21 protein-coding genes and 4 tRNA genes are annotated in these 23,906 nt (G+C 72.4%); 12 read left to right on the forward strand and 13 right to left on the reverse strand.

Going from position 1 to position 23,906, the window contains the following annotated elements:
• Positions 1 to 45: 45 nt before the first annotated feature.
• Positions 46 to 1,287, reverse strand: coding sequence for an HRDC domain-containing protein (locus ACFO0B_RS08970; protein ID WP_378611855.1), 1,242 nt, complete (start codon positions 1,285 to 1,287; stop codon positions 46 to 48).
• Positions 1,288 to 1,309: 22 nt separating this feature from the next.
• Entirely contained in the window at positions 1,310 to 1,948 is a 639-nt protein-coding gene (locus tag ACFO0B_RS08975) for a DUF3000 domain-containing protein (RefSeq protein WP_378611856.1), read from the reverse strand.
• A gap of 55 nt (positions 1,949 to 2,003) precedes the next feature.
• Between ACFO0B_RS08975 and hemE the strand changes: the two genes are divergently transcribed.
• The 3 genes from hemE to hemQ all read left to right on the forward strand — a co-directional run bounded on the left by hemE (position 2,004) and on the right by hemQ (position 5,238).
• On the forward strand, positions 2,004 to 3,068 hold the full coding sequence (gene hemE, locus ACFO0B_RS08980; protein WP_378611857.1) for a uroporphyrinogen decarboxylase: 1,065 nt from the start codon (positions 2,004 to 2,006) through the stop codon (positions 3,066 to 3,068).
• A gap of 26 nt (positions 3,069 to 3,094) precedes the next feature.
• Entirely contained in the window at positions 3,095 to 4,441 is a 1,347-nt protein-coding gene (locus ACFO0B_RS08985; RefSeq protein ID WP_378611858.1) for a protoporphyrinogen oxidase, read from the forward strand.
• A 101-nt stretch (positions 4,442 to 4,542) separates the two neighbouring features.
• Positions 4,543 to 5,238: a hydrogen peroxide-dependent heme synthase gene (gene hemQ / locus ACFO0B_RS08990; protein WP_378611859.1), complete on the forward strand. Its 696-nt coding sequence runs from the start codon at positions 4,543 to 4,545 to the stop codon at positions 5,236 to 5,238.
• Between the two features lie 88 nt (positions 5,239 to 5,326).
• Here hemQ and msrB read toward each other — a convergent pair whose 3' ends face one another.
• The 4 genes from msrB to ACFO0B_RS09010 form a co-directional block, all read right to left on the reverse strand.
• Entirely contained in the window at positions 5,327 to 5,770 is a 444-nt protein-coding gene (gene msrB / locus ACFO0B_RS08995; protein ID WP_378611860.1) for a peptide-methionine (R)-S-oxide reductase MsrB, read from the reverse strand.
• A gap of 124 nt (positions 5,771 to 5,894) precedes the next feature.
• Positions 5,895 to 7,265 (reverse strand): glycosyltransferase family 87 protein, encoded by a 1,371-nt coding sequence (locus ACFO0B_RS09000; protein ID WP_378611861.1) that lies wholly within the window; start codon positions 7,263 to 7,265, stop codon positions 5,895 to 5,897.
• A 70-nt stretch (positions 7,266 to 7,335) separates the two neighbouring features.
• Positions 7,336 to 8,901 (reverse strand): alpha/beta hydrolase, encoded by a 1,566-nt coding sequence (locus ACFO0B_RS09005; RefSeq protein WP_378611862.1) that lies wholly within the window; start codon positions 8,899 to 8,901, stop codon positions 7,336 to 7,338.
• A gap of 189 nt (positions 8,902 to 9,090) precedes the next feature.
• A complete protein-coding gene (locus ACFO0B_RS09010; RefSeq protein ID WP_378611863.1) occupies positions 9,091 to 9,852 on the reverse strand; it encodes a pyrimidine reductase family protein in 762 nt (253 codons plus the stop codon).
• A 35-nt stretch (positions 9,853 to 9,887) separates the two neighbouring features.
• Between ACFO0B_RS09010 and zapE the strand changes: the two genes are divergently transcribed.
• Together zapE and ACFO0B_RS09020 are read left to right on the forward strand one after the other, a co-directional pair.
• Positions 9,888 to 10,907, forward strand: coding sequence for a cell division protein ZapE (zapE, locus tag ACFO0B_RS09015; protein WP_378611864.1), 1,020 nt, complete (start codon positions 9,888 to 9,890; stop codon positions 10,905 to 10,907).
• A 25-nt stretch (positions 10,908 to 10,932) separates the two neighbouring features.
• Entirely contained in the window at positions 10,933 to 11,730 is a 798-nt protein-coding gene (locus tag ACFO0B_RS09020; RefSeq protein ID WP_378611865.1) for an alpha/beta fold hydrolase, read from the forward strand.
• Here the strand turns inward: ACFO0B_RS09020 and ACFO0B_RS09025 are convergent.
• Positions 11,639 to 12,250, reverse strand: a complete 612-nt coding sequence (locus ACFO0B_RS09025) for a GNAT family N-acetyltransferase (RefSeq protein ID WP_378611866.1) — start codon at positions 12,248 to 12,250, stop codon at positions 11,639 to 11,641. The two genes, ACFO0B_RS09020 and ACFO0B_RS09025, sit on opposite strands and share 92 nt — an antisense overlap.
• 93 nt (positions 12,251 to 12,343) lie before the next feature.
• Between ACFO0B_RS09025 and ACFO0B_RS09030 the strand changes: the two genes are divergently transcribed.
• Together ACFO0B_RS09030 and ACFO0B_RS09035 are read left to right on the forward strand one after the other, a co-directional pair.
• Positions 12,344 to 13,858 (forward strand): flavin-containing monooxygenase, encoded by a 1,515-nt coding sequence (locus ACFO0B_RS09030; protein WP_378611867.1) that lies wholly within the window; start codon positions 12,344 to 12,346, stop codon positions 13,856 to 13,858.
• A gap of 60 nt (positions 13,859 to 13,918) precedes the next feature.
• Positions 13,919 to 14,917: a LysR family transcriptional regulator gene (locus ACFO0B_RS09035; RefSeq protein ID WP_378611868.1), complete on the forward strand. Its 999-nt coding sequence runs from the start codon at positions 13,919 to 13,921 to the stop codon at positions 14,915 to 14,917.
• On the opposite strand, the gene ACFO0B_RS09040 is transcribed toward ACFO0B_RS09035, so the two are convergent.
• Positions 14,918 to 16,825 (reverse strand): hypothetical protein, encoded by a 1,908-nt coding sequence (locus tag ACFO0B_RS09040; RefSeq protein WP_378611869.1) that lies wholly within the window; start codon positions 16,823 to 16,825, stop codon positions 14,918 to 14,920. It lies immediately after the preceding gene.
• 368 nt (positions 16,826 to 17,193) lie between these two features.
• Here ACFO0B_RS09040 and ACFO0B_RS09045 point away from each other — a divergent pair, with 368 nt between their 5' ends.
• Positions 17,194 to 18,156: a hypothetical protein gene (locus ACFO0B_RS09045; RefSeq protein WP_378611870.1), complete on the forward strand. Its 963-nt coding sequence runs from the start codon at positions 17,194 to 17,196 to the stop codon at positions 18,154 to 18,156.
• Positions 18,157 to 18,219: 63 nt separating this feature from the next.
• Here the strand turns inward: ACFO0B_RS09045 and ACFO0B_RS09050 are convergent, their stop codons facing one another.
• Together ACFO0B_RS09050 and ACFO0B_RS09055 are read right to left on the reverse strand one after the other, a co-directional pair.
• Positions 18,220 to 19,380, reverse strand: a complete 1,161-nt coding sequence (locus tag ACFO0B_RS09050; protein ID WP_378611871.1) for a sigma factor-like helix-turn-helix DNA-binding protein — start codon at positions 19,378 to 19,380, stop codon at positions 18,220 to 18,222.
• 7 nt (positions 19,381 to 19,387) lie between these two features.
• Positions 19,388 to 19,606, reverse strand: a complete 219-nt coding sequence (locus tag ACFO0B_RS09055) for a DUF4253 domain-containing protein (protein WP_378611872.1) — start codon at positions 19,604 to 19,606, stop codon at positions 19,388 to 19,390.
• 214 nt (positions 19,607 to 19,820) lie between these two features.
• Here ACFO0B_RS09055 and ACFO0B_RS09060 point away from each other — a divergent pair, with 214 nt between their 5' ends.
• Positions 19,821 to 19,952 (forward strand): hypothetical protein, encoded by a 132-nt coding sequence (locus ACFO0B_RS09060; RefSeq protein ID WP_378611873.1) that lies wholly within the window; start codon positions 19,821 to 19,823, stop codon positions 19,950 to 19,952.
• A gap of 189 nt (positions 19,953 to 20,141) precedes the next feature.
• On the opposite strand, the gene ACFO0B_RS09065 is transcribed toward ACFO0B_RS09060, so the two are convergent.
• From ACFO0B_RS09065 to ACFO0B_RS09075, 3 genes are all read right to left on the reverse strand, one after another.
• Positions 20,142 to 20,216, reverse strand: a tRNA-Val gene (locus tag ACFO0B_RS09065).
• Position 20,217: 1 nt separating this feature from the next.
• Positions 20,218 to 20,288 (reverse strand) — tRNA-Cys (locus ACFO0B_RS09070).
• Between the two features lie 44 nt (positions 20,289 to 20,332).
• Positions 20,333 to 20,404: transfer RNA gene (locus tag ACFO0B_RS09075), tRNA-Gly, on the reverse strand.
• A gap of 227 nt (positions 20,405 to 20,631) precedes the next feature.
• Here ACFO0B_RS09075 and ACFO0B_RS09080 point away from each other — a divergent pair.
• From ACFO0B_RS09080 to ACFO0B_RS09090, 3 genes are all read left to right on the forward strand, one after another.
• Positions 20,632 to 20,703: transfer RNA gene (locus tag ACFO0B_RS09080), tRNA-Val, on the forward strand.
• A gap of 534 nt (positions 20,704 to 21,237) precedes the next feature.
• Positions 21,238 to 22,239 (forward strand): IS481 family transposase, encoded by a 1,002-nt coding sequence (locus tag ACFO0B_RS09085; protein ID WP_378611875.1) that lies wholly within the window; start codon positions 21,238 to 21,240, stop codon positions 22,237 to 22,239.
• 307 nt (positions 22,240 to 22,546) lie between these two features.
• Positions 22,547 to 23,185, forward strand: coding sequence for a hypothetical protein (locus tag ACFO0B_RS09090; protein WP_378611876.1), 639 nt, complete (start codon positions 22,547 to 22,549; stop codon positions 23,183 to 23,185).
• Positions 23,186 to 23,906 lie beyond the last annotated feature (721 nt).

The following is a 23,906-nucleotide window of genomic DNA, read 5'->3' on the forward strand; positions in this document are numbered from 1 at the left end:
CGTACGCATATCGCATCGCCGCCGGCGGCGATGCGACAGGGGTGGTCAGTCCGCGGCGGGCACGGGGAGCGCGGCCACCAGGCGGGGGACGGCCAGTTCGCGCTGCCAGGCGCGGGCCGCGCCGGCGGCCAGGAACGCGTCGACCGCGTCGGGCAACGTCCCGGATGCTTCGTAGGACGAGATCCCGTCCCAGCACAACCTGCGCACCAACTCCGGCGACAACAGGTTCTCCACCGGAATCGAGTGCTCCTCGGACAACTCCGCCATCGCTCCCCGAGCCCGGGTCAACCGAGCAGCGGCGACGGGATCCCGCCGCTCCCACCGATTGACCGGCGGCGGCCCGTCATAGGGCTGCGCGGTAGGCGGCAACTCCCCGTCGGCGAGCGCTCGAGCCCGATCGACAGCCGCCAACCACTCCCGCGAGTACCGCCGCTGCCGCGGCCCCCCGAACACCGGCAACGTGCGCAACTGCGCGATCGTCTTCGGATCGGCCCCGGCCGCCGCCACGATCGCCGAATCCGGCAGAATCCGCGAAGGCGCCACATCCCGCCCCCGCGCCAGCTCGTCCCTGGTCACCCACAGCTCACGCACGATCGCCAGCTGCCTGGCCCGCCGCAGCGTATGAATCCCGGACGTGCGCCGCCACCGATCCGGCCGCAGCGGCGCCGGCTTGCTGAGCCGGACGTGCTCGAACTCCTGCGCCGCCCACTCCGCCTTGCCCTGCGCCTCCAGCTCCGCCGCGACCGCGTCCCGCAGTTCCAGCAGCAGCTCGACGTCGAGCGCGGCGTAGTTCAGCCACTCCTCCGGCAGCGGCCGGGTGGACCAGTCCGCCGCCCCGTGCCCCTTGCGCAGCCCGCGCCCGAGCAGGTTCTCCACCATGGCCGCGAGCCCGACCCGCTCGAATCCGGCCAGCCGCCCGCCCAATTCGGTGTCGAAGAGCCGGTCCGGGTGCAGCCCGAGGTCGGCGAGGCCGGGCAGGTCCTGGTCGGCCGAGTGCAGCACCCACTCCAGTCCGTTGATCGCGTCGGCCAGCGGCCCGAGCCCACCGGTCACCGGGATCGGGTCGATCAGCACGGTGCCGGCTCCGGCCCGGCGCAACTGGATCAGGTAGGCCCGCGCGGAGTACCGGAAACCGGAGGCCCGCTCGGCGTCGACGGCCAGCGGGCCGGTGCCCGCGGCGAGCCGGGCGGCCGCCGCCGCGACCTCGGCGGCGGTACCGAGCACGGGCGGCAGTCCGTCGGCGGGGGCGAGCAGAGGCTCCGCGGGGCTGTCGTCGGCTACCGGCATAGCCCAGAACAATACGTGGCGGTCAGCTCGGTTCGTGATCGATGTGCTGCTGCGGTGGCAAACTCGTGATCCCGGCCGGTGGCAGCCCCGCGGAGTAGGCCAGTACCTCGCAGAAGGCCTCCACGTGGCCGCGGATCTCGGCGGTGACCGCGGTCCAGGAGGCGCGTAGCTCGAGCTGGTGCGCCCGCGGCGGCCCCGCGATGTCGCCGTACCGCACCGAGCTGGTGCTGGTCACGGTGCCACCCAGTGCGGTGAACGGGTCGGGCCGCGATTCCAGCGCGTCCACCAGCCAGCTCCAGGCCACCTCGGGGAGCAGTGGGTCGGTGGCGAGCGAGGCGTCGATGTCGGCCTGGATGTAGGCGACGAGCCGGAACGTTCCGTGCCAGGTCTCGTCGCCCTCCGGGTCGTGCAGCAGGATCAGCCTGCCGAAGGCGTCGCCCTCGGAGTCGGTCGGGACGGCGGCGGCGTCGGCGTGCGTCACCTCGGCGCCGAGCGCGTAGGAGTACGGCGCCAGCCGCTGCGGCGGGCGAATGGGCGCCAGTTCGATCCGAGGATGCACGGTTGCGGACCCCATCGCTTCGACCGCGGCGCGAAAGGAAGCGGGTTCGCCGTGTGGCCCTTCGGCCGGTGCGGCGCCCTCGCGGAAGTCGAGCGGTGTCACACCGACCGACGGTAGACGGTGACGTTTCACCGCGGGCGGAGGCGCGCCGCCTACGATGGCGGTGATGAGTACGCATACCCGCCGCCGGTTGTCCGATGCCCCCTTCCTGGCCGCCGCGACCGGCGCCGAGCCGAGCCGCCGACCCGTCTGGTTCATGCGCCAGGCCGGCCGCTCGCTGCCGGAGTACCGCGAGCTGCGCAAGGGCATCGGCATGCTCGAGTCCTGCTTCGACCCCGAACTGGTCTGCGAGATCACCATGCAGCCGGTGCGCCGACACGGCGTCGACGCCGCGATCCTCTTCTCCGACATCGTGGTTCCGCTCAAGGCGGCCGGAATCGACCTGGACATCGTGCCCGGCGTCGGGCCGGTCGTCGCGCAGCCGGTGCGCACCGTCGCCGACGTTCGGGCGCTGCCCCGGTTGCGGCCGGAGGAGGTGGGCGCGGTGAGCGAGGGCGTCCGGCTGCTCACCGCCGCGCTCGGCGACACCCCGCTGATCGGCTTCGCCGGTGCGCCCTTCACGCTCGCCTCCTACCTGGTCGAGGGCGGGCCGTCCAAGCACCACGAGCGCACCAAGGCCATGATGTACGCCGACCCGGAGACCTGGCACGCCCTGCTCGGCCTGCTCACCGACGTCACCATCGCCTTCCTGCGCGCGCAGATCGAGGCCGGGGTGGACGCGCTGCAGCTCTTCGACTCCTGGGCGGGCGCGCTCTCCGCCGCCGACTACCGGCACTACGTGCTGCCGCACTCCGAGCGGGTCTTCGCCGAGCTGGCCGACAGCGGGCTGCCGCGCATCCACTTCGGCGTCGGCACCGGCGAGCTGCTCGGCGCCATGGGCGAGGCGGGCGCCGACGTGGTCGGGGTGGACTGGCGGGTGCCGCTGGACGAGGCGGCGCGCCGGGTCGGGCCGGGCAAGGCGCTGCAGGGCAACCTGGACCCCGCCGTGCTCTTCGCCGGGTACGACGCCGCCGCCACGCAGACCAGGCGGATCCTGGACGAGGCCGACGCCGCCCTGGCGCTCGGCGCCACCGGGCACATCTTCAACCTCGGCCACGGCGTGCTGCCGGACACCGACCCGGGCGTGCTCACCGCGCTGGTGCAGCTGGTGCACGAACTCTGAGCCGCCCGGGGGCTACCGTCGATGTCATGAGAATCGCGGTGGCCGGTGGCGGGATCAGCGGACTGGTGGCGGCCTACCGGCTGCGCGGGCTGCTCGGCGAGGCGGCGCGGATCACCGTGCTCGAGGCGAGCCCGCGCGCGGGCGGTGTGCTGTACACCGGGGAATTGGCCGGTGGGCCGGTCGATCTCGGGGCGGAGGCGTTCGTCGGGCGGCGGCCGGAGGTTCCCGCGCTGCTCGGTGAGCTCGGGCTCGAGGAGCAGCTCGTCACGCCGTCCGGGCTGCGGCCGCTGGTCTGGGCGGGTGGCCGGGCGCACCCGCTGCCGGAGCGCACCCTGATGGGGATTCCGTCCGCGGCGGAGACGTTGCACGGGCTGGTCGACGCGGCCACGCTGGCGTGGGTCCGCACCGAGCCGGAGCGGCCGCCGACGTGGCGGGTCGGCGGCGATATCGACGTGTACTCGCTGGTGGCGGAGCGGTTCGGGGCGCAGGTCGCGGAGCGGTCGGTGGATCCGCTGCTCGGCGGGGTGTACGCGGGGAGTTCCCGGTCGATCGGGGTGCGTGCGGCGCTGCCCACCCTCGCCGCCGCGCTGGACCGGGGGGCCGCGAGCCTCACCGCCGCGGTGAGGTCGGTGCTGCCGCCGCCATCCACCGCGCCGGTGTTCGGCGGGTTGCGGGAGGGGTATCGCGTGCTGCTGGAGGCACTGGCCGCGCGGGCGGGGGCCGATATCCGCACCGGCGCCGCGGTGCGGTCGCTGGCCCGCACCGAGCGCGGGTGGGCGCTCGACCCGATCGGCGAGGTGGACGCCGTCGTCCTCGCGACCCCGGCGCCGGTCACCGCGCGGCTGCTCGCCTCCGTCGCGCCCGAGGCGAGCGCCGCGGCCGGAGCCATCGAGCTGTCCTCGTCGGTGGTGGTGGCGCTCTCGCTGCCCGGCTCGACGGAGCTGCCGCAGAACTCCGGCGTGCTGATCGGCACCGGGGAGGGGTTGCGCGCCAAAGCGTTCACGCTCTCCAGCCGGAAGTGGCCGCATCTCGCCGCGCGCGGCGGTGCGCTCGTGCGTGCCTCGTTCGGCCGGTTCGGTGATCCGGCGCCGCTCTCCTGGACCGACGAGGAACTGGTCACCGCCGCCGTGGAGGATCTGCGAGTCGTGACCGGGGTGCCCGTCGCCCCCGACGGGTTCGCCGTCCAGCGCTGGCCCGGTGGACTCGCCCAGTACGCACCCGGGCACACCGAGCGCATCGCCGCCCTCGAGTCCGGCATCGCCGATCTCCCCGGCCTCGCCGTAGCCGGGGCCTACCTTCACGGCGTCGGCGTCCCCGCCTGCGTAGCCTCCGGCACCGCCGCCGCCACCCGCGCGGCATCCGTCCTCGTCTGACGGTCCGCCTCCGGCGGTGAATCGCCCGCTTCGCGCCCGACCGATGTGCCCGGCTGCGGACACCGGTCCGGTCGTCCGGACGCTAGTGGCACCATGGACGCATGGCACGACTCGATTACCAGGCCCTCAACTCCACCATCAGGTACCTGATGTTCTCCGTGTTCCAGGTACGCCCCGGAGTGCTCGGCGACGACCGGGAGGCGGCCCTGAAGCAGGCCACCGCCTTCTTCGAGGGCCTGGACGACCGTGAGGTGGTGCTCCGCGGCATCTACGACGTCTCCGGCCTGCGCGCCGACGCCGACTTCATGCTGTGGACGCACGCCGAGCGGGTCGAGGACCTGCAGGCCGTCTACGCCGACTTCCGCCGCACCACGGAACTGGGTAAGGCGAGCACCCCGGTGTGGAGCAATGTCGCCCTGCACCGCCCGGCCGAGTTCAACAAGAGCCACATCCCGGCCTTCCTCGCCGGTGAGGAGCCGGGTGCCTACATCTGCGTCTACCCGTTCGTGCGCTCCTACGAGTGGTACCTGCTCCCGGACGAGGAGCGCCGCAAGATGCTGGCCGACCACGGCAAGAAGGCCCGCGGCTACGCGGACGTGCGCGCCAACACGGTCAGCTCCTTCGCCCTCGGCGACTACGAGTGGATCCTCGCCTTCGAGGCCCCCGAGCTGCACCGCATCGTCGATCTCATGCGCGATCTGCGCGCCACCGAGGCCCGGTTGCACGTGCGCGAGGAGATCCCGTTCTACACCGGCCCCCGGGTGGAGCTCGACGCGCTCGTCGCCTCGCTGCCCTGACCCCGCGTCCCAGTTCCGGTGCCAAGGATTTGCGGGGCATGCGCCGCGCGCGGACCGCTCGGTACCCTACGGTCGGCGCCGCGCCGATTCACCGTGCCGAGCCGCTGTCCGAGGGGTGCAGCGTCAGGGCGATGGAGTTGATGCAGTAGCGCTTGTCGGTGGGCGTGTTGTATCCCTCGCCCTCGAACACGTGGCCGAGGTGGCTGTGGCAGTTCGCGCACAGCACTTCGACCCGGTGCGTGCCGAGCGAGTCGTCGGCGCGCAGGATGACGGCGTCCGAATCGGCCGGGTCGAAGAACGAGGGCCAGCCGCAGTGCGAGTCGAATTTCTCCGTGCTGCGGAAGAGCTCGGAGCCGCAGGCGCGGCAGCTGTAGACGCCGTCGGTCTTGGTGTCGGTGTACTCGCCGACGAAGGGTCGCTCGGTGGCGGCCTCGCGGAGCACCGCGAATTCGGCGGGGTTCAGCTTCGAGCGCCACTCCTGCGGGGTGAGCTGGATACGCGGGGTGGGCAGTGACGTGTCGGCATCGGTCATGCTTCGAGGTTAATCGCGTGCCGCTCGGCGCGCCGCCGACCCGGTCGAGGGGTCGTCCGGGCAGGTCGACGGGCGGCTACGACGGATGCGACCCGCGCGAGGGCAGCGTGCCCCGCGGCAGCCGTCAGGGGCGATGGCCCGCCGGTACCTCGGTAGCCGGAGGTGCGGGCTCGACCGTAGCGGCCGTGCCGTTCGCGGTGGCGGGACCGGGCTCGCCCACCGGCGTCGGCGCACCCACGGCGGGCTCGGCATCCTCGCTCACCGGCCCGCGCGGGTCCGGCGCGGTGCGCATCCAGTCCTGATCCAGCCCCTTGTCCAGGGTCCCCGCGGCGCGGGCGGCCAGGTACCGGTCGGCGAGGACGCAGAACACGACGAGCAGCAGCAGCCCCCAGCCGAAGGTGATGCGCAGGTACTCGAGGTTGCGCCCGACGTCCTGCCAGCGATCCGAGAGCCACTTGTCGTAGCTCAGGAACCCGAAGATGGCGAGCCAGGCGGGCCAGTTGCGCAGCACCGAGTTGCGCAGCACCACCGTCATCAGGAACGGGAAGAGCATCATCGAGTAGTACATCTGGCCCAGCGAGGTCAGCAGGAACTCCGCGGTGAGCAGCACGCCGGAGGCGGTGCAGACGAAGAACAGCTCGTCCTCGCGGTAGTACCGGTAGAGCAGCCACAGTGAGCCGAGCACGATCAGCGCCATGGTGATCCGGATGCCGAGGGTGAGCCACGGCGGCAGCCCGTAGTACGCCGCATTGCCCGAGATAGCGCTGTTGAAGTAGTCGCGGGTCTCGGCGAGGTATGGCAAGACGCGGGTGAAGAATTTCTCCGGGTCCACCATGAGCGGCCAGGCCGCAGCGGTCAGCGCGAGCGGGACGCCGCAGCCGGTGACGAAGACCTTCCACTGCCCGCGCGCCGCGGCTATCAGCAGCAGCGGCGCGAGCGTCGGTTTCACCGCGATCGTCAGCCCGAGCACCGCGCCCGCCCAGAGGTCGCGCCGGGCGAGCAGCAGGTGCAGGAAGATCAGCTCGCCGAGCAGCAGGCAGCCGTTCACATTGGTGAAGACCAGCGTGTTGATCACGGTCTCGGAGGCGAACATGGCCAGCAGCAGCGCGGGCGCGGCCACCGAGTTCACGGTGTAGCGGAACAGCTTGAGCAGCAGGTACCAGGCGATCAGGATGGCGATCGCATTCAGCAGGATGAACAGCCAGCGCGACTTCTCGTAGTCGATGATCGCGATCGGGGCGATCAGCAGCGTGCCGCTCGGCGGGTACAGGTAGTGCGGATCGACGGAGTCGAAGTTGGCCGTGTAGACGGGGTTGCCGTTGAGAAACTGGAACGACGCGTTGTACACCGGCCGGTAGTCGTCGGTGACGAATCCATTGACAGCCTTGATGAAGACCCGGTGCAGCACCGTCATGACCGCCAGCGGCCACAGGGCGAACCGGATCACCTCGGCGGTGGTGCGAGCCGTGCGTGGCTCGAGCTGTCGAAGGAGCACCCGGGCACGGTACACCGGAACCCGGCCGGGGTGGTTGCCGGGATCGGCGCGGCGGCGGCTTACGCCCGGGTCAGGCGGGGCAGACGGAGCCGTCCTGCGGCAGCCGCGCCTCGTTCAGGTACTCCACCACGGCGCGCTGCCCGCAGCCGGAGCGCGCGCTCACCGGATGCCCCCAGCCCTGCCAGCGCAGCACCGCGGTGCGGGCGCCCGCACCGGCCAGCGCCCCGGTCACCGCGGCCTGCCCGACACCGCCTGCCACCGGGTCGGCGGCGCCGTCCAGCACGAGCACCGGGAGCGCGAAGTCCGCGATCGCCGCCGGCGGTGTCCCGACCGGCCAGGCGGCGCAGGTGAGCAGCGCCAGCGCGGCACTCCGGCCGAACACCGGATATTTGCCCGCCCAGTCACCGGCGAGTTCGACGGCCCGGCTCGGCGTCGGCGGCTGCTCGATGTCGGCGCAGCGGTTCACGAACTCGCCGTCGTTGGCGATCGCCGCCGACTGCCGCTGGACCAGGGCGAGCAGCGGGCCGCGGTTGCCGCGCCCGGCGGCGGCCAGCGCGTCGGCCAGTTCGGGCACCCGGTCGGCCTGGTCGGCGCGCGGGCTGCCGAGGAAGCCGGTGAGCGCGGTGGTGACGGCGTTCGCGGAGAGATCGCCGAGCCGGCCCGCCGCGGCCCGGTTCACCAGGTCGGTGATCGCGGCCCTCGGGTCGGGGCCGAGCGCGCAGCCGAGCGCGACGCAGCGCTGCGCGAACGCGGTGAGCGCGGCCTCGGCGCCCTGCACGCGCTGCTCGGCGACGGTGGTGGCGTCCGCGCCGAGGCTGGTGGGGGAGTCGAGCACCAGGCGGGAGAGGTGGTCGCCGAACTTGCGGGCGTAGCTGATCGCGACCTCGGCGCCGTTACCGGTGCCGAGCAGATCGATGTGGTCGACCTGCCACTCCTTGCGCAGCTGCTCGATGTCGTCGGCCGCGTGCCCGACGTCGAAGGTGTTCTCGTAGGGCTGCAGGAAGTCCCGGCAGGCGATGGTGCCGTCCTGGCTGAAGCCGACCAGCGCCTCCGCCTGCGCCGCGGCATCGCCGATCCGGGTGAACTGGGCATTGTCGGCGAAGCCCTGGCGCACCTCGGCCGGCAGGCAGTCCACCGGCTGCGAGGTGCCGATGCCGCGCCGGTCGACCGCGACGATCGGGCGGGTGGCCAGGATGCCGTTCGGCGGCCCCGCCGTCAGCGCGGCGAGCGTGGCCGACGAGGCGCGGTCGGCGCCGGAGGTGAGGACGAGCGGCGCCGCGTCCGCCGGGGTCTGCGGGAGCCGGGCGCGCACCGCGCCGTTGCGGAAGTTGCCGATCACAGTGCCCGCGGTGTCGATCGGGGTGGAGTACTCGGCGCACTCCAGGAGCACCCCGTTCGGCGGCGCCCCGAGGCCGAGCTGGTCGAAGGTGCCGCGAGTGCAGTCCGACCAGGCCAGGTCGGTCGTCGGCACCCCTGCCCGCGGCGGGGCGGGCGGCGCTTCCGAGGTGCCCGCCCCGCCGCCGGGGGCCACCGGGTGCTCGACGGCGACGCCAGGCCGATCCGACGGCCCCGCACCGCAACCGGCGAGCACGAACGTCAGGGAGGTGGCAAGCACGGCGGCCCGGGTCCAGCGCATGCGTTACAGCCTGCCGTATACCGGCGGTTCTTTCACGAACGGGGTTTCACCGGCGGTCGGGGGGCGGGCCGGCCGGACCGGCCGTGGCGCTGCCCGGTCGCGATGCGGCGCCGCGCGAACCGGTCGTGACCTCGGACGGGCCGGGCGCTCGCGGCGGGCGCGGGTCCGGCCGCTGTCCGGCGTCGGTGCTCAGCGGCGGGCCCAGCGGGTGAGCACGGTCCCGTCGTCGTCCAGCAGGACGTGCCGCCGCACCATGGGATGGGCCGATTCCCCCGACGACAGCGCGATTCGCCCGCCCGAACCCCCGACCAGCATCGGCGCGGTCGTCAGGCACAGCTCGTCGAGCAGGTCCGCGTCGATCAACTCGCCGACCAGGTGCGGCCCGCCCTCGCAGAGCACCCGGTACAGCCCCAGCTCGGCCAGCGCGTCGAGCAGCCCGCGCGGGGTGATCGCATGGGTGCCGACCTCGACCACCTTCGCCCCGGCCGCGATCAGCGCCGCCACCCGATCCGACGGCGCGGAGGCGGTGGTGAGCACGATCGGCGGCACGTCGGTGTCGGTGCAGAGCCGCGACTCCGGATCCAGCGACGCGCTCGCCGTCACCACCGCGATCGGGGGCGGCGCGCCCTCGGCGTCGCCGCCGTAGCCGAGCGCGGCCAGCGCCCTGCGCCGCTCCGGGTCGGTGGCCGCGCCGCCGTAGTTCTCCGCCCGCACCGTGCCCGCGCCGACCAGCACCACGTCGGCGAGTTCGCGCAGCGTGCCGAAGACCCGGCGATCGGCCGGGGTGCCGAGCCCACCGGAGACTCCGCCGCTGGTCGCGGCGCCGTCGATACTGGAGACGAAGTTCGCCCGCAGCCACGGCGCGTCGAGCTGGCGGGGGTAGGCGTAGAGCCGCGCCAGCTCGTCGTCGTCGATGGCTGTGAGCTGGATCGCATTGTGCGTACGCTGCATAGGGACAGCTCACACCACGTCTCTAGGCTTCGTCCATGCCAGCACGCCTCGTCGACCGTCACCCGGAGGTCCCGGCCGACCAGCTCGTCGCCCAGATGGTGCCGCCGCCCATGTTCGACGAGGTCAGTTTCTCCTCCTACATCCCGGACCCGAACGAGCCGAGCCAGGCCGCCGCGGTGCGCGAGGCGGAGGATTTCGCCGGCGAGGTCGCGCGGATCACCGAGGCCGCGAAGAAGAAAACCCTGTTCGGCAGGAAAAAGCAGGTGAGCGGCGCCGGGCTGTACCTGGACGGCGGCTTCGGCGTCGGCAAGACGCACCTGCTCGCCTCGGTCTTCCACAGCGCGCCCGCGCCGAAGTCGTTCGGCACCTTCGGCGAGGTGACCAATCTGGTCGGTGCGCTCGGCTTCGCCGCCACCGTCGAGCGGCTCTCCGGCAACAGCGTGCTCTGCATCGACGAGTTCGAGCTCGACGACCCCGGCGACACCATGCTGGTCTCCCGGCTGCTCACCGAGCTCTCCGCGGCCGGTGTCTCGATCGCCGCCACCTCGAACACGCTGCCCGGCCAGCTCGGCGAGGGCCGCTTCGCCGCCCAGGACTTCCTGCGCGAGATCAAGAAGCTCGGCTCGATCTTCGAGGCGGTCCGGGTGGACGGCCCCGACTACCGGCACCGCGACCTGCCGCCCGCTCCCGAGCCGAGCGCCACCGACGCCCTGCGCGAGCGCGCCGCCGCCACCCCGGACGCCACCCTCGACGAGTTCGGCGCGCTGCTCGCGCACCTGGCCACCCTGCACCCCTCCAAGTACCGCGAGCTGATCGCCGGGGTCTCCGCGGTCTTCCTGGAGAACGTGGCCCCGGTGACCGACCAGGCCGTCGCGCTGCGCGTGGTGGTGCTGGCCGACCGGCTCTACGACGCGGGCACCCCGGTCACCGTCTCCGGCGCCAAGCTGGACCAGATCTTCGCCGCCGACATGCTCGAGGGCGGCTACCGGAAGAAGTACCTGCGCGCCATTTCCCGCCTGCTCGCGCTCTCCCGCTTCGAGGTGCCGACCAGCTGACCCGCGGCCGCCTACCATCGCGGGCATGACCACCTTCAGCACCTGGGACGGCCTGGAACTCAGCTATCGCGTGTGGGAAGGCGACGGCATTCCGATCGTGCTGCAGCACGGCGTCGTCGCCGACACCAACGCCAACTGGATGGGCACCGGCGTGGTGAACGCGCTGCGCGCGACCGGCCGCCCGGTGGTCTCCCTGGACGCCCGCGGCCACGGCCGGTCGGCCAAGCCGCACGAGCCCGCCGCCTACTCCTGGCAGGCCATGGCCCGTGACGTCCGCGCGCTCTACGACGAGCTCGGCGGCGAGCAGTTCGACCAGGTCGGCTACTCCATGGGCGCGGTGGTCTCGCTGCTGGTGGCCGGGGACGACCCGCGGGTGCGCCGGCTCGCGATCGGCGGCGTCGGCTCCGGCGTCGTCGACTGCGGCGGTGTGGATCGCCGGGTGGTCGACGCCGACGACCTGCGCGCCGCCATGGCAGGCGACGGCAGCACCGCCACCGCGCGGGCCAGGCCGTTCCGCCTGCTCGCCGACGCCGTGCACGCCGACCGGGACGCCATGGCCGCGGTGCTGGCCGGGCTGGACGAGCGCCCCATCGGCGACCTCGCCGACCTCACGCTCCCGGTACTCGTGCTCGCGGGCGAGGACGACCCGCTCGCCGCCGAGCCCGAGCGGCTGGCCGCCGCGCTGCCGGACGCGCACCTGGTCACCGTCCCCGGCGACCACCTGATGGCGGTCACCTCCCCGGACTTCCACCGGGCGCTCGTCGACTTCCTGGCCGCGGAGCGGGTCCCGGCGGTCCAGGGCTTCGGAAGCGGAGCCGCATGATGAAGTCGTCGTGCAGCTCCGCACCGACCCGGAACGTCTTGGTGCCGCAGCGCTCGAAGCCGCTGCGGGTGTAGAAGCGCTGGGCGCGCGTGTTGTGCTGGTTCACCCCGAGCCAGATCCCGGCCCCGCCCGCCGCGGCGGCGTGCTCCAGCGCGGACCGCATGAGCGCGGCGGCGACGCCGCTGCCGTGCCTGCCGGGCAGCACGTACAGCTTGCTGAGCTCGACCGCCGGGCTCAGCCCGACCGCCTCGGCGATCGCCGGATCCTCCGGCGTCCCGACGTGCAGCATGGCGTAGCCGACGATCTCGCCGTCCTCGGCGGCGCGCAGCACGATCCGGTCCGGGTCGCCGAGGTACTCGCCGAAACGCTCCGCGGAGAGCATCGCGGCGAGGAAGGCCTCGATGTCATCCGGAGCCGTCCCCGGTGGGCAGGCCAGCGGAAACGTGGCGGCGGCGACGTCGCCGAGCGCCTCGGCGTCCCAGAGCCCGGCCGGGCCGACGACGAGCGTCGTTTCACTCATTCGTCCAGTGAAACACGGGTGGCGGGATTGTCCGATCTCGCTTTCCTGACAGCGGCGCCGTGCGGGTCCGGGGGAGCCGGTAGTCTCTGCCGCATGACCAGCAGGAGCCGTGTCGCGATCGTCGGCGCCGGAATAGCGGGTTTGGCCTGCGCGAAAGTGCTGAGACAGGAGGGCTTTCCGGTCGAGGTCTTCGACCGGGCGCCGGATGTCGGTGGCGTGTGGAGCGCTACGCGCCGCTACCCCGGGTTGCGTGCCCAGAACAGCAGCCGTACGTACCGGTTCTCCGACCTCCCGATGCCGGAGGATTTCCCGGACCGCCTCGACGGCGCGCAGATGCAGTCCTACCTGGAGAGCTACGTGCGCCGCTTCGACCTGGGGCACGCGCTGCGCCTCAACACCGAGGTGGTCGCGGCCGACCCGGTGGACAGCGGCTGGCTGCTCGAGGCGCGCGACGGCACCGGCGTGCACCGCACCTCCTGTGACCACCTGATCATCGCCAACGGCGTGCACTCCGACCCGCTGGTCCCCGAGTTCACCGGCAGCGATGACTTCCACCGCGCCGGCGGCCAGATGGGGCACAGCTCGCTGCTCTCCGACCTGGCGGCGGCGCGCGGCCGGAACGTGGTCGTCGTCGGCTACGGCACCGCCGCCTGCGAGATCGCCGAGGCGGTCAGCCACGTCGCCGCCTCCACCACCGTCGTCGCGCGCAGGCTGCGCTGGAAGCTGCCGCGCCGCGCGGGCCGGTTCCTGGACGCGGAGCGGCTGCTGCAGAGCCGCTTCGGCGAGAGCCACTTCGGCTACCGGCAGCAGCGCCGCCCGGAGAAGTTCCTGAACGGCCCGGCCCGTTCGGTGCGCGACAGCAACCTGGACCTCGTCCAGGAGCGCACCATCCGCAGCCTGCACCTGCGCGAGCTGGAGCTGGTGCCCGACGAGCCCTTCGGCACCGTCGCGCACGGCACCGTCGACCTCGCGGTCGACGGCTTCACCGAGCAGGTCTGGGCCGGTCGGCTCACCGTGGTCCGGGACACCACCATCAGCGCGCTCGGCGCCGAGAAGGTGCCGGTCGCGCACCTCTCGGACGGCCAGACCATCCCGGCCGACCTGGTCATCTGCGCGACCGGGTACCAGCAGCGGGTGCCGTTCCTCACGCCGTTCGTGCAGCGCAGGCTCACCGACGACGAGGGCAACTTCCGGCTCTACCGGCAGATCCTGCCGCCGACGGTGCCGCGGCTGAGCTTCGCCGGGTACGGCGGCTCCGCGCTCAGCGCGGTCGCCGCCGAGGTCGGCGCGCACTGGACCGCCGCGCTGCTCACCCACCGGCTCGACCTGCCCGGCCCCACCGCCATGGGTGAGGCGCTGGACGAACGGCTGAGCTGGCTCGCCGAGCGCACCGGCGGCGGCACGCACGGCACCGAGACCGGGCCGTTCGGCGTGCACCACATCGACGAGCTCCTCGCCGACCTGCACGCGGAGTTCCCGGCCAGGCAGCGCTTCGCCCAGTGGTTCCGCCCGGTCACCCCGGACGACCTGAAGGTCATCGGAGCGCCCAAGCCGGAGCTGAACACCCAGCCGCGCCCGGTCGACCAGGTGGCCGCCGTTCAACACTGACGGGTAACGACCGGCGTGGCAACGCGCCGGTCGCGGCCGGGATACGGGGATAATTCAGGAGTGGACCGGCTGGACATGAACCTGCTGGTGGCCCTGGACGCGCTGCTGGAGACCAACAGCGTCACGCTGGCCGCCGAGCGGATGCAGACCTCGGTACCCGCCATGAGCCGCACCCTGGCGCGGCTGCGGCAGGTGCTCGGTGATCCGCTGCTCGTCCGCTCCGGCCGGGCGCTCGTGCCGACCCCGCGCGCGCTGGAGCTGCGGCACCAGGTGCACGGGCTGGTCGAGCAGGGGCGCGGGCTGCTGACGCCGCGTCCGCAGTTCGACGCCGGCACGCTGCGCCGCGGGTTCGTGGTGCGCGCGGGCGACGAGGTCAGGCCGGAGCTCACCGGGCCGCTGCTGGCCGCGGTCCGCCGCGAGGCGCCCGGCGTCACGCTGAACCTGGTGGCCGGCTCGGAGGACGACCCGCGGGCGCTCCGCGACGGCCGCACCGACCTGCAGGCCGGGGTGATCGAGCGCAGCGACCCGGAGACCGTGCTGCGGCGGCTCTACGGCGACCGGCTGATCGGGGTCGCGGCCGCCGACCACCCGCTGGTCACCGAGCCGGTGACGGTCGCCGCCTATGCCGCCGCCGCGCACCTGAGCGTGAGCAGGCAGGGCCGGGTGCGCGGCGCCATCGACGACCGGCTCGCGCTGCACGGCCGCACCCGCCGGGTGATCGGCACCGTCCCCGACCTCACCACCGCGCTGCTCGCGGTGCGCGGCGGCACCGCGGTGTGCCCGGCGCCCGCCTCCGCGGTGACCTCGCTGCTCGGCCCGCTCGGGCTGCGCGCCTTCGAGATCCCGCTGCCGCTGCCCGAGGTGCCGATCGGCCTGGCCTGGCATCCGCGGCACACCGCCGACGAGGGGCACCGCTGGCTGCGCGACCTGCTCGAGCGGCTGCTGCGGGCGCAGCGGGCGCCCGAGGCAAGGCCGCGGCGGCTGCTGCGCGCCGAGAACCGGGTGACCGTCGCCAAGGCGATCACCGGCGCCGCGCACGACGCCGAGCGCATCGCCTGACTACCGCTGGTCCGGCTGCTCCCCGGTCGGCGGGCCGAACGGCATGGCGGCGGCGGTGCGCTTCAGCTCGTCGAGCATCGCCTGCACCTTGTCCGCGTGCGCGGTCTCCTCGGCGGTCGCGCCGGTGAAGCCGTTGCCGAAATCGGCGTAGTTGGAGCGATCGGCCGCGGCGTCGTAGGCGGGGCGGCCGCTCTGACCGGTGCCGGGGCGCTCGATCGCGCCGGAGGTGAGGCCGGGGCGGCCGACCTGCTCGGTGTGCGCGTCCCGGGTCTGCCGGTCGGCGAACGGGGCGAAGTCGTCGCCGGACTCCTCCAGCGGGTAGCCCGCGGCCGGGGCCTGCCGGTAACCGTCCTGCTGGCCGGTGAAGCCGTCGCGCAGGCCCTGGTCGTAGGCGGCGGCGACGGTCTCGCCGAGACCGAGCGAGCTGCCGTTGCGGCGCGGGCCGCTCCACCGGTCCGGTTCGTCCGGGCTGGTGAGTTCGGTGCGCTCCGGGGTGGGCGGGGCCTGGCTCGCCGTCGCGCCGGGCGGGGTCGGGGAGGGGGCCGTCCCGCGCTGCGGGAGGCGTCCGGAGGCGCGGCGCGCCTCCACCGCCGCGCGCAGGTTCGGGCCGGCGGGTTCGTCGTCGGTGCTCGGTGCGGCCGCTTCGGGTTCGGCCGGGGCCGAGAGCCGGGCCGGGATGCTGTGCTCGCTCCGGTCCGCCGACGAACGGGTGGGAGCGGGCAGTTCGATGTGGTCCGCCGAGTGTGCGGTGGGGCCGGACAGCTCGCTGCGGTCGGCCGAGCGGCGTGCGCCGCCGCCCGGTTCGCCGCGGTCCGCGGAGAGCCCGGAAGCGGACGGCTCGCTCCGCTCCGCCGGGACCCTGCCCGCGGATTCCGCGCGCGCCTCCGCGATGCGCTGCCTGGTCGAGCCCGCGGCGTACCGCGGGCGTGGGACGCGCGGCGTCGCGGTCTCGGCCGGTGCCTCGGGACCGGCGGGCGGCTGGGTGCCGCCCCGGGTCGGGCCGTAGGCGCCCGCCGGCCGCTCGACGGCGGAGGTTTCGGAACCGCTCGGCTCGGCCGCCCGGCGGCCGGACCCCGACGTTCCGGCGGCACTCTCCTCCGGCGCCCGCCGCCGACGCGGGATATCGGCGGACTCGCCGGTCCCGTTCGCCTCGGCCGCCTGCCTGCCGGTACTCACCCGATCGACGCTCGGCGAGCCCGCGCTCTCGGCCCGTCCGTTCCCCTCCGTGGCCCGCCGTCCGACGCTCTCCACGTCGTGCCCCGGCGCCCGCCCGTTCTCCGCGGGCTCGCCGGCGGCGCGCCGCCCGGGTCCATCGTCGTCGGCGGCAGCGCCCGCTTCGGCCTGCCCGTTTGCGGCCGCCCGCCGCCTCGGGATCGCTGTGTCCGCGGGGGACGGCGCGGCATCGGCGGCGCGATGCGCCGATGTCCCGTTCTGCCGCGCCGGCTCCCCGGCGCTCTCGGCGCGGAGCCGAGCGGGCAGCCCGCTGCTCTCGGCCTCCGGCCGCGCGGCGTCGTCCGGCGCCGCCCGGCGGCCCGTGCTCACCGGCGGCTCATCGGCATCCGCCCGCCGCCCGAAGCTCGACGTGTCCAGTTCGGCCGTCTCGGCCGCCCGGCGCCCACCGGGCTCGGGCGCGTGCCGCCGCCCGGTACCCGGCGCGTCGGCGACGCTCTGCAGCGTGTCCAACCGCCGCCCGAGATCGGCCACGTCCCGATCGGTGCGGAAGGCCCACGCCTCGATCGTCGCGAGCCGCGTCGCGACATCACGGTCGTCGGCGGGCATCGGCACGGGCAGCGGTACATCGACGCGCGCCGCGACCAGGTCGAGCTTCCGGCTCACCTCCCGGAGGGACTCCGCGATATCGGACAGCATCGCGCCGATCGACTCGGCGCCGTCCTCGACGTGCTCCATCCACTACCTTCTTCCCCGATCGGTCCGGCTGAGCGCGCGGCCGGGGAGATTCTAACGGTGTGGTCACGATGCCGTTCGGCAGGCGAAGCAAAGTCCGCCTCCCGGCCCGCGCGGAATGCCGAAACATGCTGCCGCAGTGCGTCTCCCGGACAAGACACCGCGGGTGGAATGCCGTTCTCGCCCGGACCGCCCGGCGCGCCGCGAGGTGCCGGGTCGAATCCGTTGCGGTACAACATTGATCATCCCGCCGCGGTCGCGGCGCACCCGGCCGCGGGTGCGGAGGGGAGTGGCGGGATGCACCCATCAGGGCGCACTCTGGTAGTGAGCGCGGGTGGCCCTGCCCGCGCGCGGATCGCAGGCTTAGGGGTGTGGTCGGAGTGGTGCGCAGCGAGCAGCGGGTCGAGGCGCCGTCCTGTGGACGGCGCGCGCTGCTGGCCGAGCTCGGAATCTCGAACGGCCCGCGCCGCGCCCCCGGCGAACGCGCCGGGTACGGCTGCCGCTGCCCGGACTGCACCCGCAACCAGTGGAATCTGGAACGCTTCAAGTACTGGCTGCGCGGCAGGCTGCTCGCGCTCGGAGCGGACGAGGCCGAGGTCGGCCACCGGGTCGACGGTGTCCCGGTGGACGTGTACTGGCGGATCGGCGAGCGCCGCTTCGCGATCGAGGTGCGCAGCGGCCCGCTGGACTGCACCCTCGCGCTGCAGCACACCCAGCGGCTGCGCGACGCCGGGCTGGCCGGCGTGCTGTGGCTGTGCCCGCCCGGTTTCTGGGTGGCGCACCTGCCCGCGCTCGGCATCAGCGATTTCGCCCCGCCCGGCTGCGACTACGAGATCGAGAGCGGCATGTTCGACACCGCCTGCACCGCCGTGGTCGCGGCCAGGCAGGAGCCGTACGAGCTGCGCGACTTCCTGGCGGGCTGGGTCGACGGCGACATCGTGTGGGGTTATCGGGACGTCTCGACGGGAGGATGGGCGACGGTGAGCGACTGGGAGCACCATACGAGGACCCAGGCGGCGATCATCGCCCGCCAGCGCCGGGAACTGGTCGATCAGCGCACCGCGCTCGCGGTCTCCAGGCAGACGGTGCGGGAGAAGCAGAAGCAGATCGGCAAGCTGCACACCCGGCTGGAGCGGGCCGAGCAGACCCAGGAGGAGCGTGCCGACGAACTCGCGCGCGCCCAGCGCGCCATCGCCGACCACATCCGGCGCGCCGACAGCCTGCGCGCCCAGCTGAAAACGGTGAGCCAGACGATCAACCACTGGCAGCTCATCACCTGCTGCGCCATGATGCTCATCGTCACCTTCATCGCCGCCGCCGTGGTCCTGCGCTGAGCGCAGCGCCTGCGACTCGCCCTCGACCGCGCGTGCCGCCGCGGTCACGGTGATCCTGCGCCGTCAGCTCGGGCCGGGTAGCCGATCGGCTCCGGCGCTGAGGCGGAACGGCGCCCGCTCCCAGCGCCACCCCTCGCGCACGACCAGCGCCGCCAGGTCGAGCAACTCCAGCCCGCCCCCCGTCGCCGCGAACCCTGCCCACCCCACCGGACCCTCCCGCAACCGCTCGACCAGCGCCTCCGGTGCGTTCACCGCCCGCGCGGCCAGCTCGTCCACCCCGATCTCACTGCCGGTCCACACCAGCCACCCCCACCCGTTCCGGTGCGCCCACGCCCGCAGCACCCGCGCCCGCACCCGGTTCGGATGCAACGCCACCCGGCTCAGCGGCTGCACGTCGATCAGCGCGATCCGCCCGTCGACGCCGCGCACCGCAACCCCCGGATACAGCGAAACCCCCTCGAGTTCGACCGCGACCGGATCCTCCTGAAACGTCTCCACCGCCGGATCGGCGTCGAGCAGCCGCAGCAGCCGCGCCCGCAGCCCCGAGTCGAAGGCGACGTCGCGCCCCACACTGTCCAGGTAGAAGCGCCCGCGCCCGTCGTCGTCGGCGTCCGGCCGCGCGGACCGGCTCGGCAGCGGGGCCCGCGGGCCGCCGTCGGCCCACTCGACCCCGCCGAGCACGCTCCCGTGCACCGGGTCCGGCTCGTGCAGCCCGGCCAGCAGCCGCCTGGTCTTCTTCCGCCAGCCGAGGATCCGCTGCATGACGTAGCCCGCGATCCGGCGGGCGTCCTCCTGCGGGTGCCCGGCCAGCCGCAGCCGCAGGTAGGCGAGTTCGTTGGCGGCGAGGTCGGCGTCGGTGGCGTAGATCTCGGCCAGCAGGGTGCGGACCAGGCGCTGGTCCGGCGTGCCCGGCGGGTAGCCGCGGGCGAACACCGCGAAGGCCGAGCCGCCGGGCGGGTGCGCGCGCAGGATGTGCCCGACCGCCCTGGTGTGCAGCTGCCGCGCCCGATCCCGGGAGATGTCCTGCCGTGCGGCGATCCGGCTGAGCGTGGCGGGCGGCGCTGCCCCGACGCCGAGCCGGAGCGCGACGATCTCCGCCTCGCGCGCGCTGCGCTCCGCGTGCTCGGCGACGAGCGCGGCCACCACCTCGGCCATCTCCTCGTGCTCGAGCCCGACGGCACCGGCGAGATCGGTCTCGCCCCACTCCTCCGCGTGCACCGCCACCCGCACCTCACCTCGCCTCGACCGGCCACAGCCTAGACCCAGCCGCCGACAGCCCGCGTCCGGCGCCGACGAGCGTGCGAGTGTAAGCCGCCACGTCGGCCTCGCTCTGCATCAGGTTCTCGAAGCAGAACGCGAGGTGTTCCAGCGCGTGGGCGGCGTCCGGCTCCGCGGGCGGCGCGCCGACGGAGAGTGGCAGCGTCTCCGCGCCGACGCCGACGACCCACACGTCGCGCTGTTGCTCCGGTTGTGGGGCGCCGCCGAGGAGTTCAACTCCCGCGACCTGCCCCGGCCTGATCCGGGTCTCGCCGACCTCCGGCGACTAGCACTGGCAGCCCGGAGGTCTCGCCCTCGGACCTGATCGAATCGCCGGTGCTCGGCCTGCTCGGGAGCGTCGGCGGCATCTTCGTACAGGATCGCGAGGCGGGACCGCCGTCGACCGGGTGGCCCCGGAACGGCTCCGCAAGTCCCTGCACGCCTGGCGCGACCTGCTGGACGAGACCAGCCTGGCGGAGACCCTCGCCACCCAGATCCGGCATCAGCTCGCCCACATCGATGGCCGCTGGACTACGTAGAGCTGTTCGGTGCCGAACCGGTCGTCACCGCCGCGAGTCAGCTGCTCGGCACCGGCCTCCTTGACCGGCTCGTCCAGGTCCGGGAGAGCACGGTCCAGATGCTCGGAGGCCCGCGCGAGCTGACCGCCCCCACGACGACCCGCAGGAGAAACCAGATCAGCCCCGGTCGGAGGACCGGGGCTGATCTGGTGGTGCGCGATACTGGGATTGAACCAGTGACCTCTTCCGTGTCAGGGAAGCGCTCTCCCGCTGAGCTAATCGCGCGAGGTGGAGACGGGAATCGAACCCGTGTGCACGGCTTTGCAGGCCGTTGCCTCACCACTCGGCCACTCCACCGCGCAAGGGGGACGGTAACTTTCGCTACCTGGCCCTACCTCTCGAGCGGATGACGGGATTCGAACCCGCGACCCTCACCTTGGCAAGGTGATGCGCTACCACTGCGCTACATCCGCATTTCGCCACCTCGGGGGCTTTTCGGCGCTCCGTGGTGCGAGACAGAACATTAGCCCACCCGCGCTGCAAGGTACAAATCCGCTGGTAGACGGCTTGTGAAGGCGGTAATAGCGGCGCCCTGCACCTGACTGCGGAATTTCCCCAGGTCGGCGTGCGATTTGGTGCCGCGCGGGGAGCCCGTGCTAATGTTTCGACGCGTTCAGCCGCTCGCGGGTGAACGAATCCCGGTCCCATAGCTCAGCGGGAGAGCGTCCGCCTCACACGCGGAAGGTCGCTGGTTCGAAACCAGCTGGGACCACATATTAGCGCTGGTCAGGGCCGTTTTCGGGCGCAACATGCTCGCTTCGTGCAATAGTAAACCATTCGGTAATGGCGTCATTACTGCGCGCAGGAGCTGCGCGTTGGCGGAAATGAGTGGCGGTGCAGGCTCCTTGTTGGTGGCGGGCGACACTCGCGATGTGAGACTTCCTCGGTTCGAATCCGCCCCAAGCTGTTGGAGCGCTGGACTTGTAACGCCTCCGGACCGCTTGGTCGGAGTTGCTGGGGTTTCGGCGATCGCTGCGCCGACCTGGAGGCCAACGGACCGCACCGCCGACAATCTCCGGGGTTGGCGCTGGCGCGGTGGGCCGTCGTGATCAAGCGCTGGTATGACCGACTGTCCTGCTGCCGACTCCCGCCTTGAACTGGTCGTATGGGCAGTATGTGCCCGCTAGCTGTTGCGGGTCATGAGTTTGTTGACGCCCGGGACGGGGTGAGGTGAGGGGGACGGGTCTCCCGACGGCAGGATGGAAAACACCACATCCCCCATCCGCTGACCGGAGAGACCCGTCCCTTGACCCACCGTAATGCCCCGCTGTCTGTCGAGGGCCGTCGTCGGCTCGTGCACCGCTGCCGGACCCGCCCGATCCCTCACGTCGCCGCCGAGATGGGAATCTCACGCCAATGCGCGAGCAAGTGGGTCAACCGGTGGCGCCGGCACGGCGAGCTCGGCCTGGCCGACCGCCCATCGGTCCCGCACCACCAGCCGAGCGCGACACCCGCGCCGATCGTGGCCCGGATCGAACGACTGCGCCGCGACCACAAATACTCGGCCCGACGGATCGCCTTCGAACTCCACACCCAGGGCAGCGAGATCGCGGTGCGCACCGTGACCCGCCAGCTGACCCACCTCGGGCTGAACCGTCGCCGGTTCATCGACCCCAACGGCGCGAACAACCGGACACCGGGCCGGATCATCGCCCGCTGGCCCGGGCACATGGTCCACCTCGACGTGAAGAAGACCGGACAGATCCCCGACGGTGGCGGCTGGCGCACCCACGGCAAGGGCTCCGACCAGGACAAGGCCGTGGCCCGGGCCAAGAAACGCCGCACCCGAGCCCGCTACACCTACCTGCACTCCGCGGTCGACGGCTTCTCCCGGCTGGCCGACACCGAAGCCCTCGACGACGAAACCGCCGCCACGGCAATCGGATTCCTGTTCCGTGCCCGGGTGTTCTTCGCCGCCCACGGCATCGGCCACATCCACCGCATCGTCACCGACAACGGCCCCTGCTACCGCGCCGGTGACTTCGCGAAAGTCCTGCACGGAGCCCGCCACCAGCGCACCCGCCCCTACACACCACGCCACAACGGCAAGGTCGAGCGCTACCAGCGGATCCTGGCCGAGGAACTGCTCTACGCCCGCGAATGGACCAGCGAAACCCAACGCACCGCCGCGATCGCGGTCTGGAACATCCACTTCAACTACCATCGGCCCCATTCAGCCGCCGGGAACCAGCCACCCGCCAGCCGACTCCACACCGGCGTCACCAACGTCATGGCCTCATACACCTAGGTGTCAGTAAAATATGACGTGGCACTTATCGGAATTCCGCTGCCGCGCTGCTGGTTCCGTGTCCGATTGCTGACGCTCTGGTCATGGCGTCGGGGGGTCGTGGTGGTCGACGTCGCTGGGGGGAGGCTGTGGCACAGCGGGTGTCGGTGGGCGACGGCTATCGCACCTCTCGGAAACACCGAGCCGGTGGACGGCCCGTCCTACCGCCGCGATGGGTGAAGTAGCCGCCGCTCCCCATCATCCGATGTCAGCAGCTTGTTTCGATGAATAGCTCGCTGTTTCGAGAGATTCGGAGAAGGATCGCCGTGTGCCATCCGAATTCGACCGGGCGCTCAGAGCGGCCCACCACAACGCGCAGAGACGCTTCGACGACGAGCAGGCTGTCCGGGAACGCGCCGTGCAAGTCGCCGAACGCGCCTACCGCAAGTTGATCGACACCGGCCGGGAAGCCTTCGCGGCACTCATCGCCGCAGGCATCCAAACATCCAACCTCGTTGAATACGAGTACCCGCAGCCCAAACGCCCTCGAATCTTCGGAACCGCTATCTGTGTCGGAATCTCCGCCACGGAAGTGGGATACGACCCCGACAGTCTCTACATCTGCGACGATGGCCGGTTCGTGGCTGGTCGCCTTGCCTTCCTGACTGAGACGAAAACTCGGCTGTTCAGCGACAAGAAGGACAAGGTCCTCGTCCGCGTCAACGGCGCTCCAGTTGCCATGGTTCGTGACGACGACTGGGTCCAGGTCTCGTGCCGCCAAAACAGAGGTAACGAGGGGGACGTAGCGCTCGCCCGGTACCCCGACAAGGGCGGGCATTGCTACAGCGTCCGGGTTGATTTCGACTCGGAGGAGATGACGGTCTGGGGATTCGACGAGTACACCACTCGACCGTTCATCGATGACATCGCCAAGCGCGTCGCCAACACTATCGATCGCAGAAGTTAGTTTGCTGGTGGACAGGTGGCGCGACCTACTCCGCTCACCTACCCTGCGCGAATCGCCGACAGCGGCGCTCCGCTTCTGGCCATGACCAACAACGTCGCCCTGCTCACCAGCACCGGCGAGTGATCACCCCGCACCCGCCTTGCCGGGAAGCCGACGAAGAGCCGTGCGCTCCAGGAAGTCGCCGGCAGCCGGACGGATTGCGACTCGTCATCTGAATGCCAGCGATCGCTCGTCACGAGGAATGTCAGTGCGTGCGTCCGACAACGCGTCCGACAACCACGTTGACCGTTATCCACCAGCAAACCGCGAGCGCGTCCACCCACGGGGACCTCACCTCGGTTGGTGCCCGCGCCGATCAGGGGCGATGCTGTGCTTGAGGCGTTCGCCCGCGACCGATTGCTCATGCTGGGGAGCGACAAGGTCGAGATCAGCCACGAGGATCTCCTCACAGTGCGGACTCTCCTCCGCGACACGTGGCTGGTCGAGTAGTCGTTCGGTGATCCGGTACGTCGGCTGATGGAAGGTTTCACCGCTTACCTGTGCGAAAGTCGGGTTGAATCGCAGCGAGCGGCGCAGCGCGGGTCTACCGTCCATATAGGTAGCCGCGGCGGCCTCTACCCCGGCGCCCTACAGCGACGGCTAGTGTTCCGCGCCTGAAATCCGTTGAAGATATCGGGCGAGGGAGTCCAGGATTTCCTCGGCGGTCTTGCGCCAGATGAAG

Origin of the sequence: Nocardia jiangsuensis (assembly GCF_042650385.1) — a bacterium.
Lineage (GTDB): Bacteria > Actinomycetota > Actinomycetes > Mycobacteriales > Mycobacteriaceae > Nocardia > Nocardia jiangsuensis.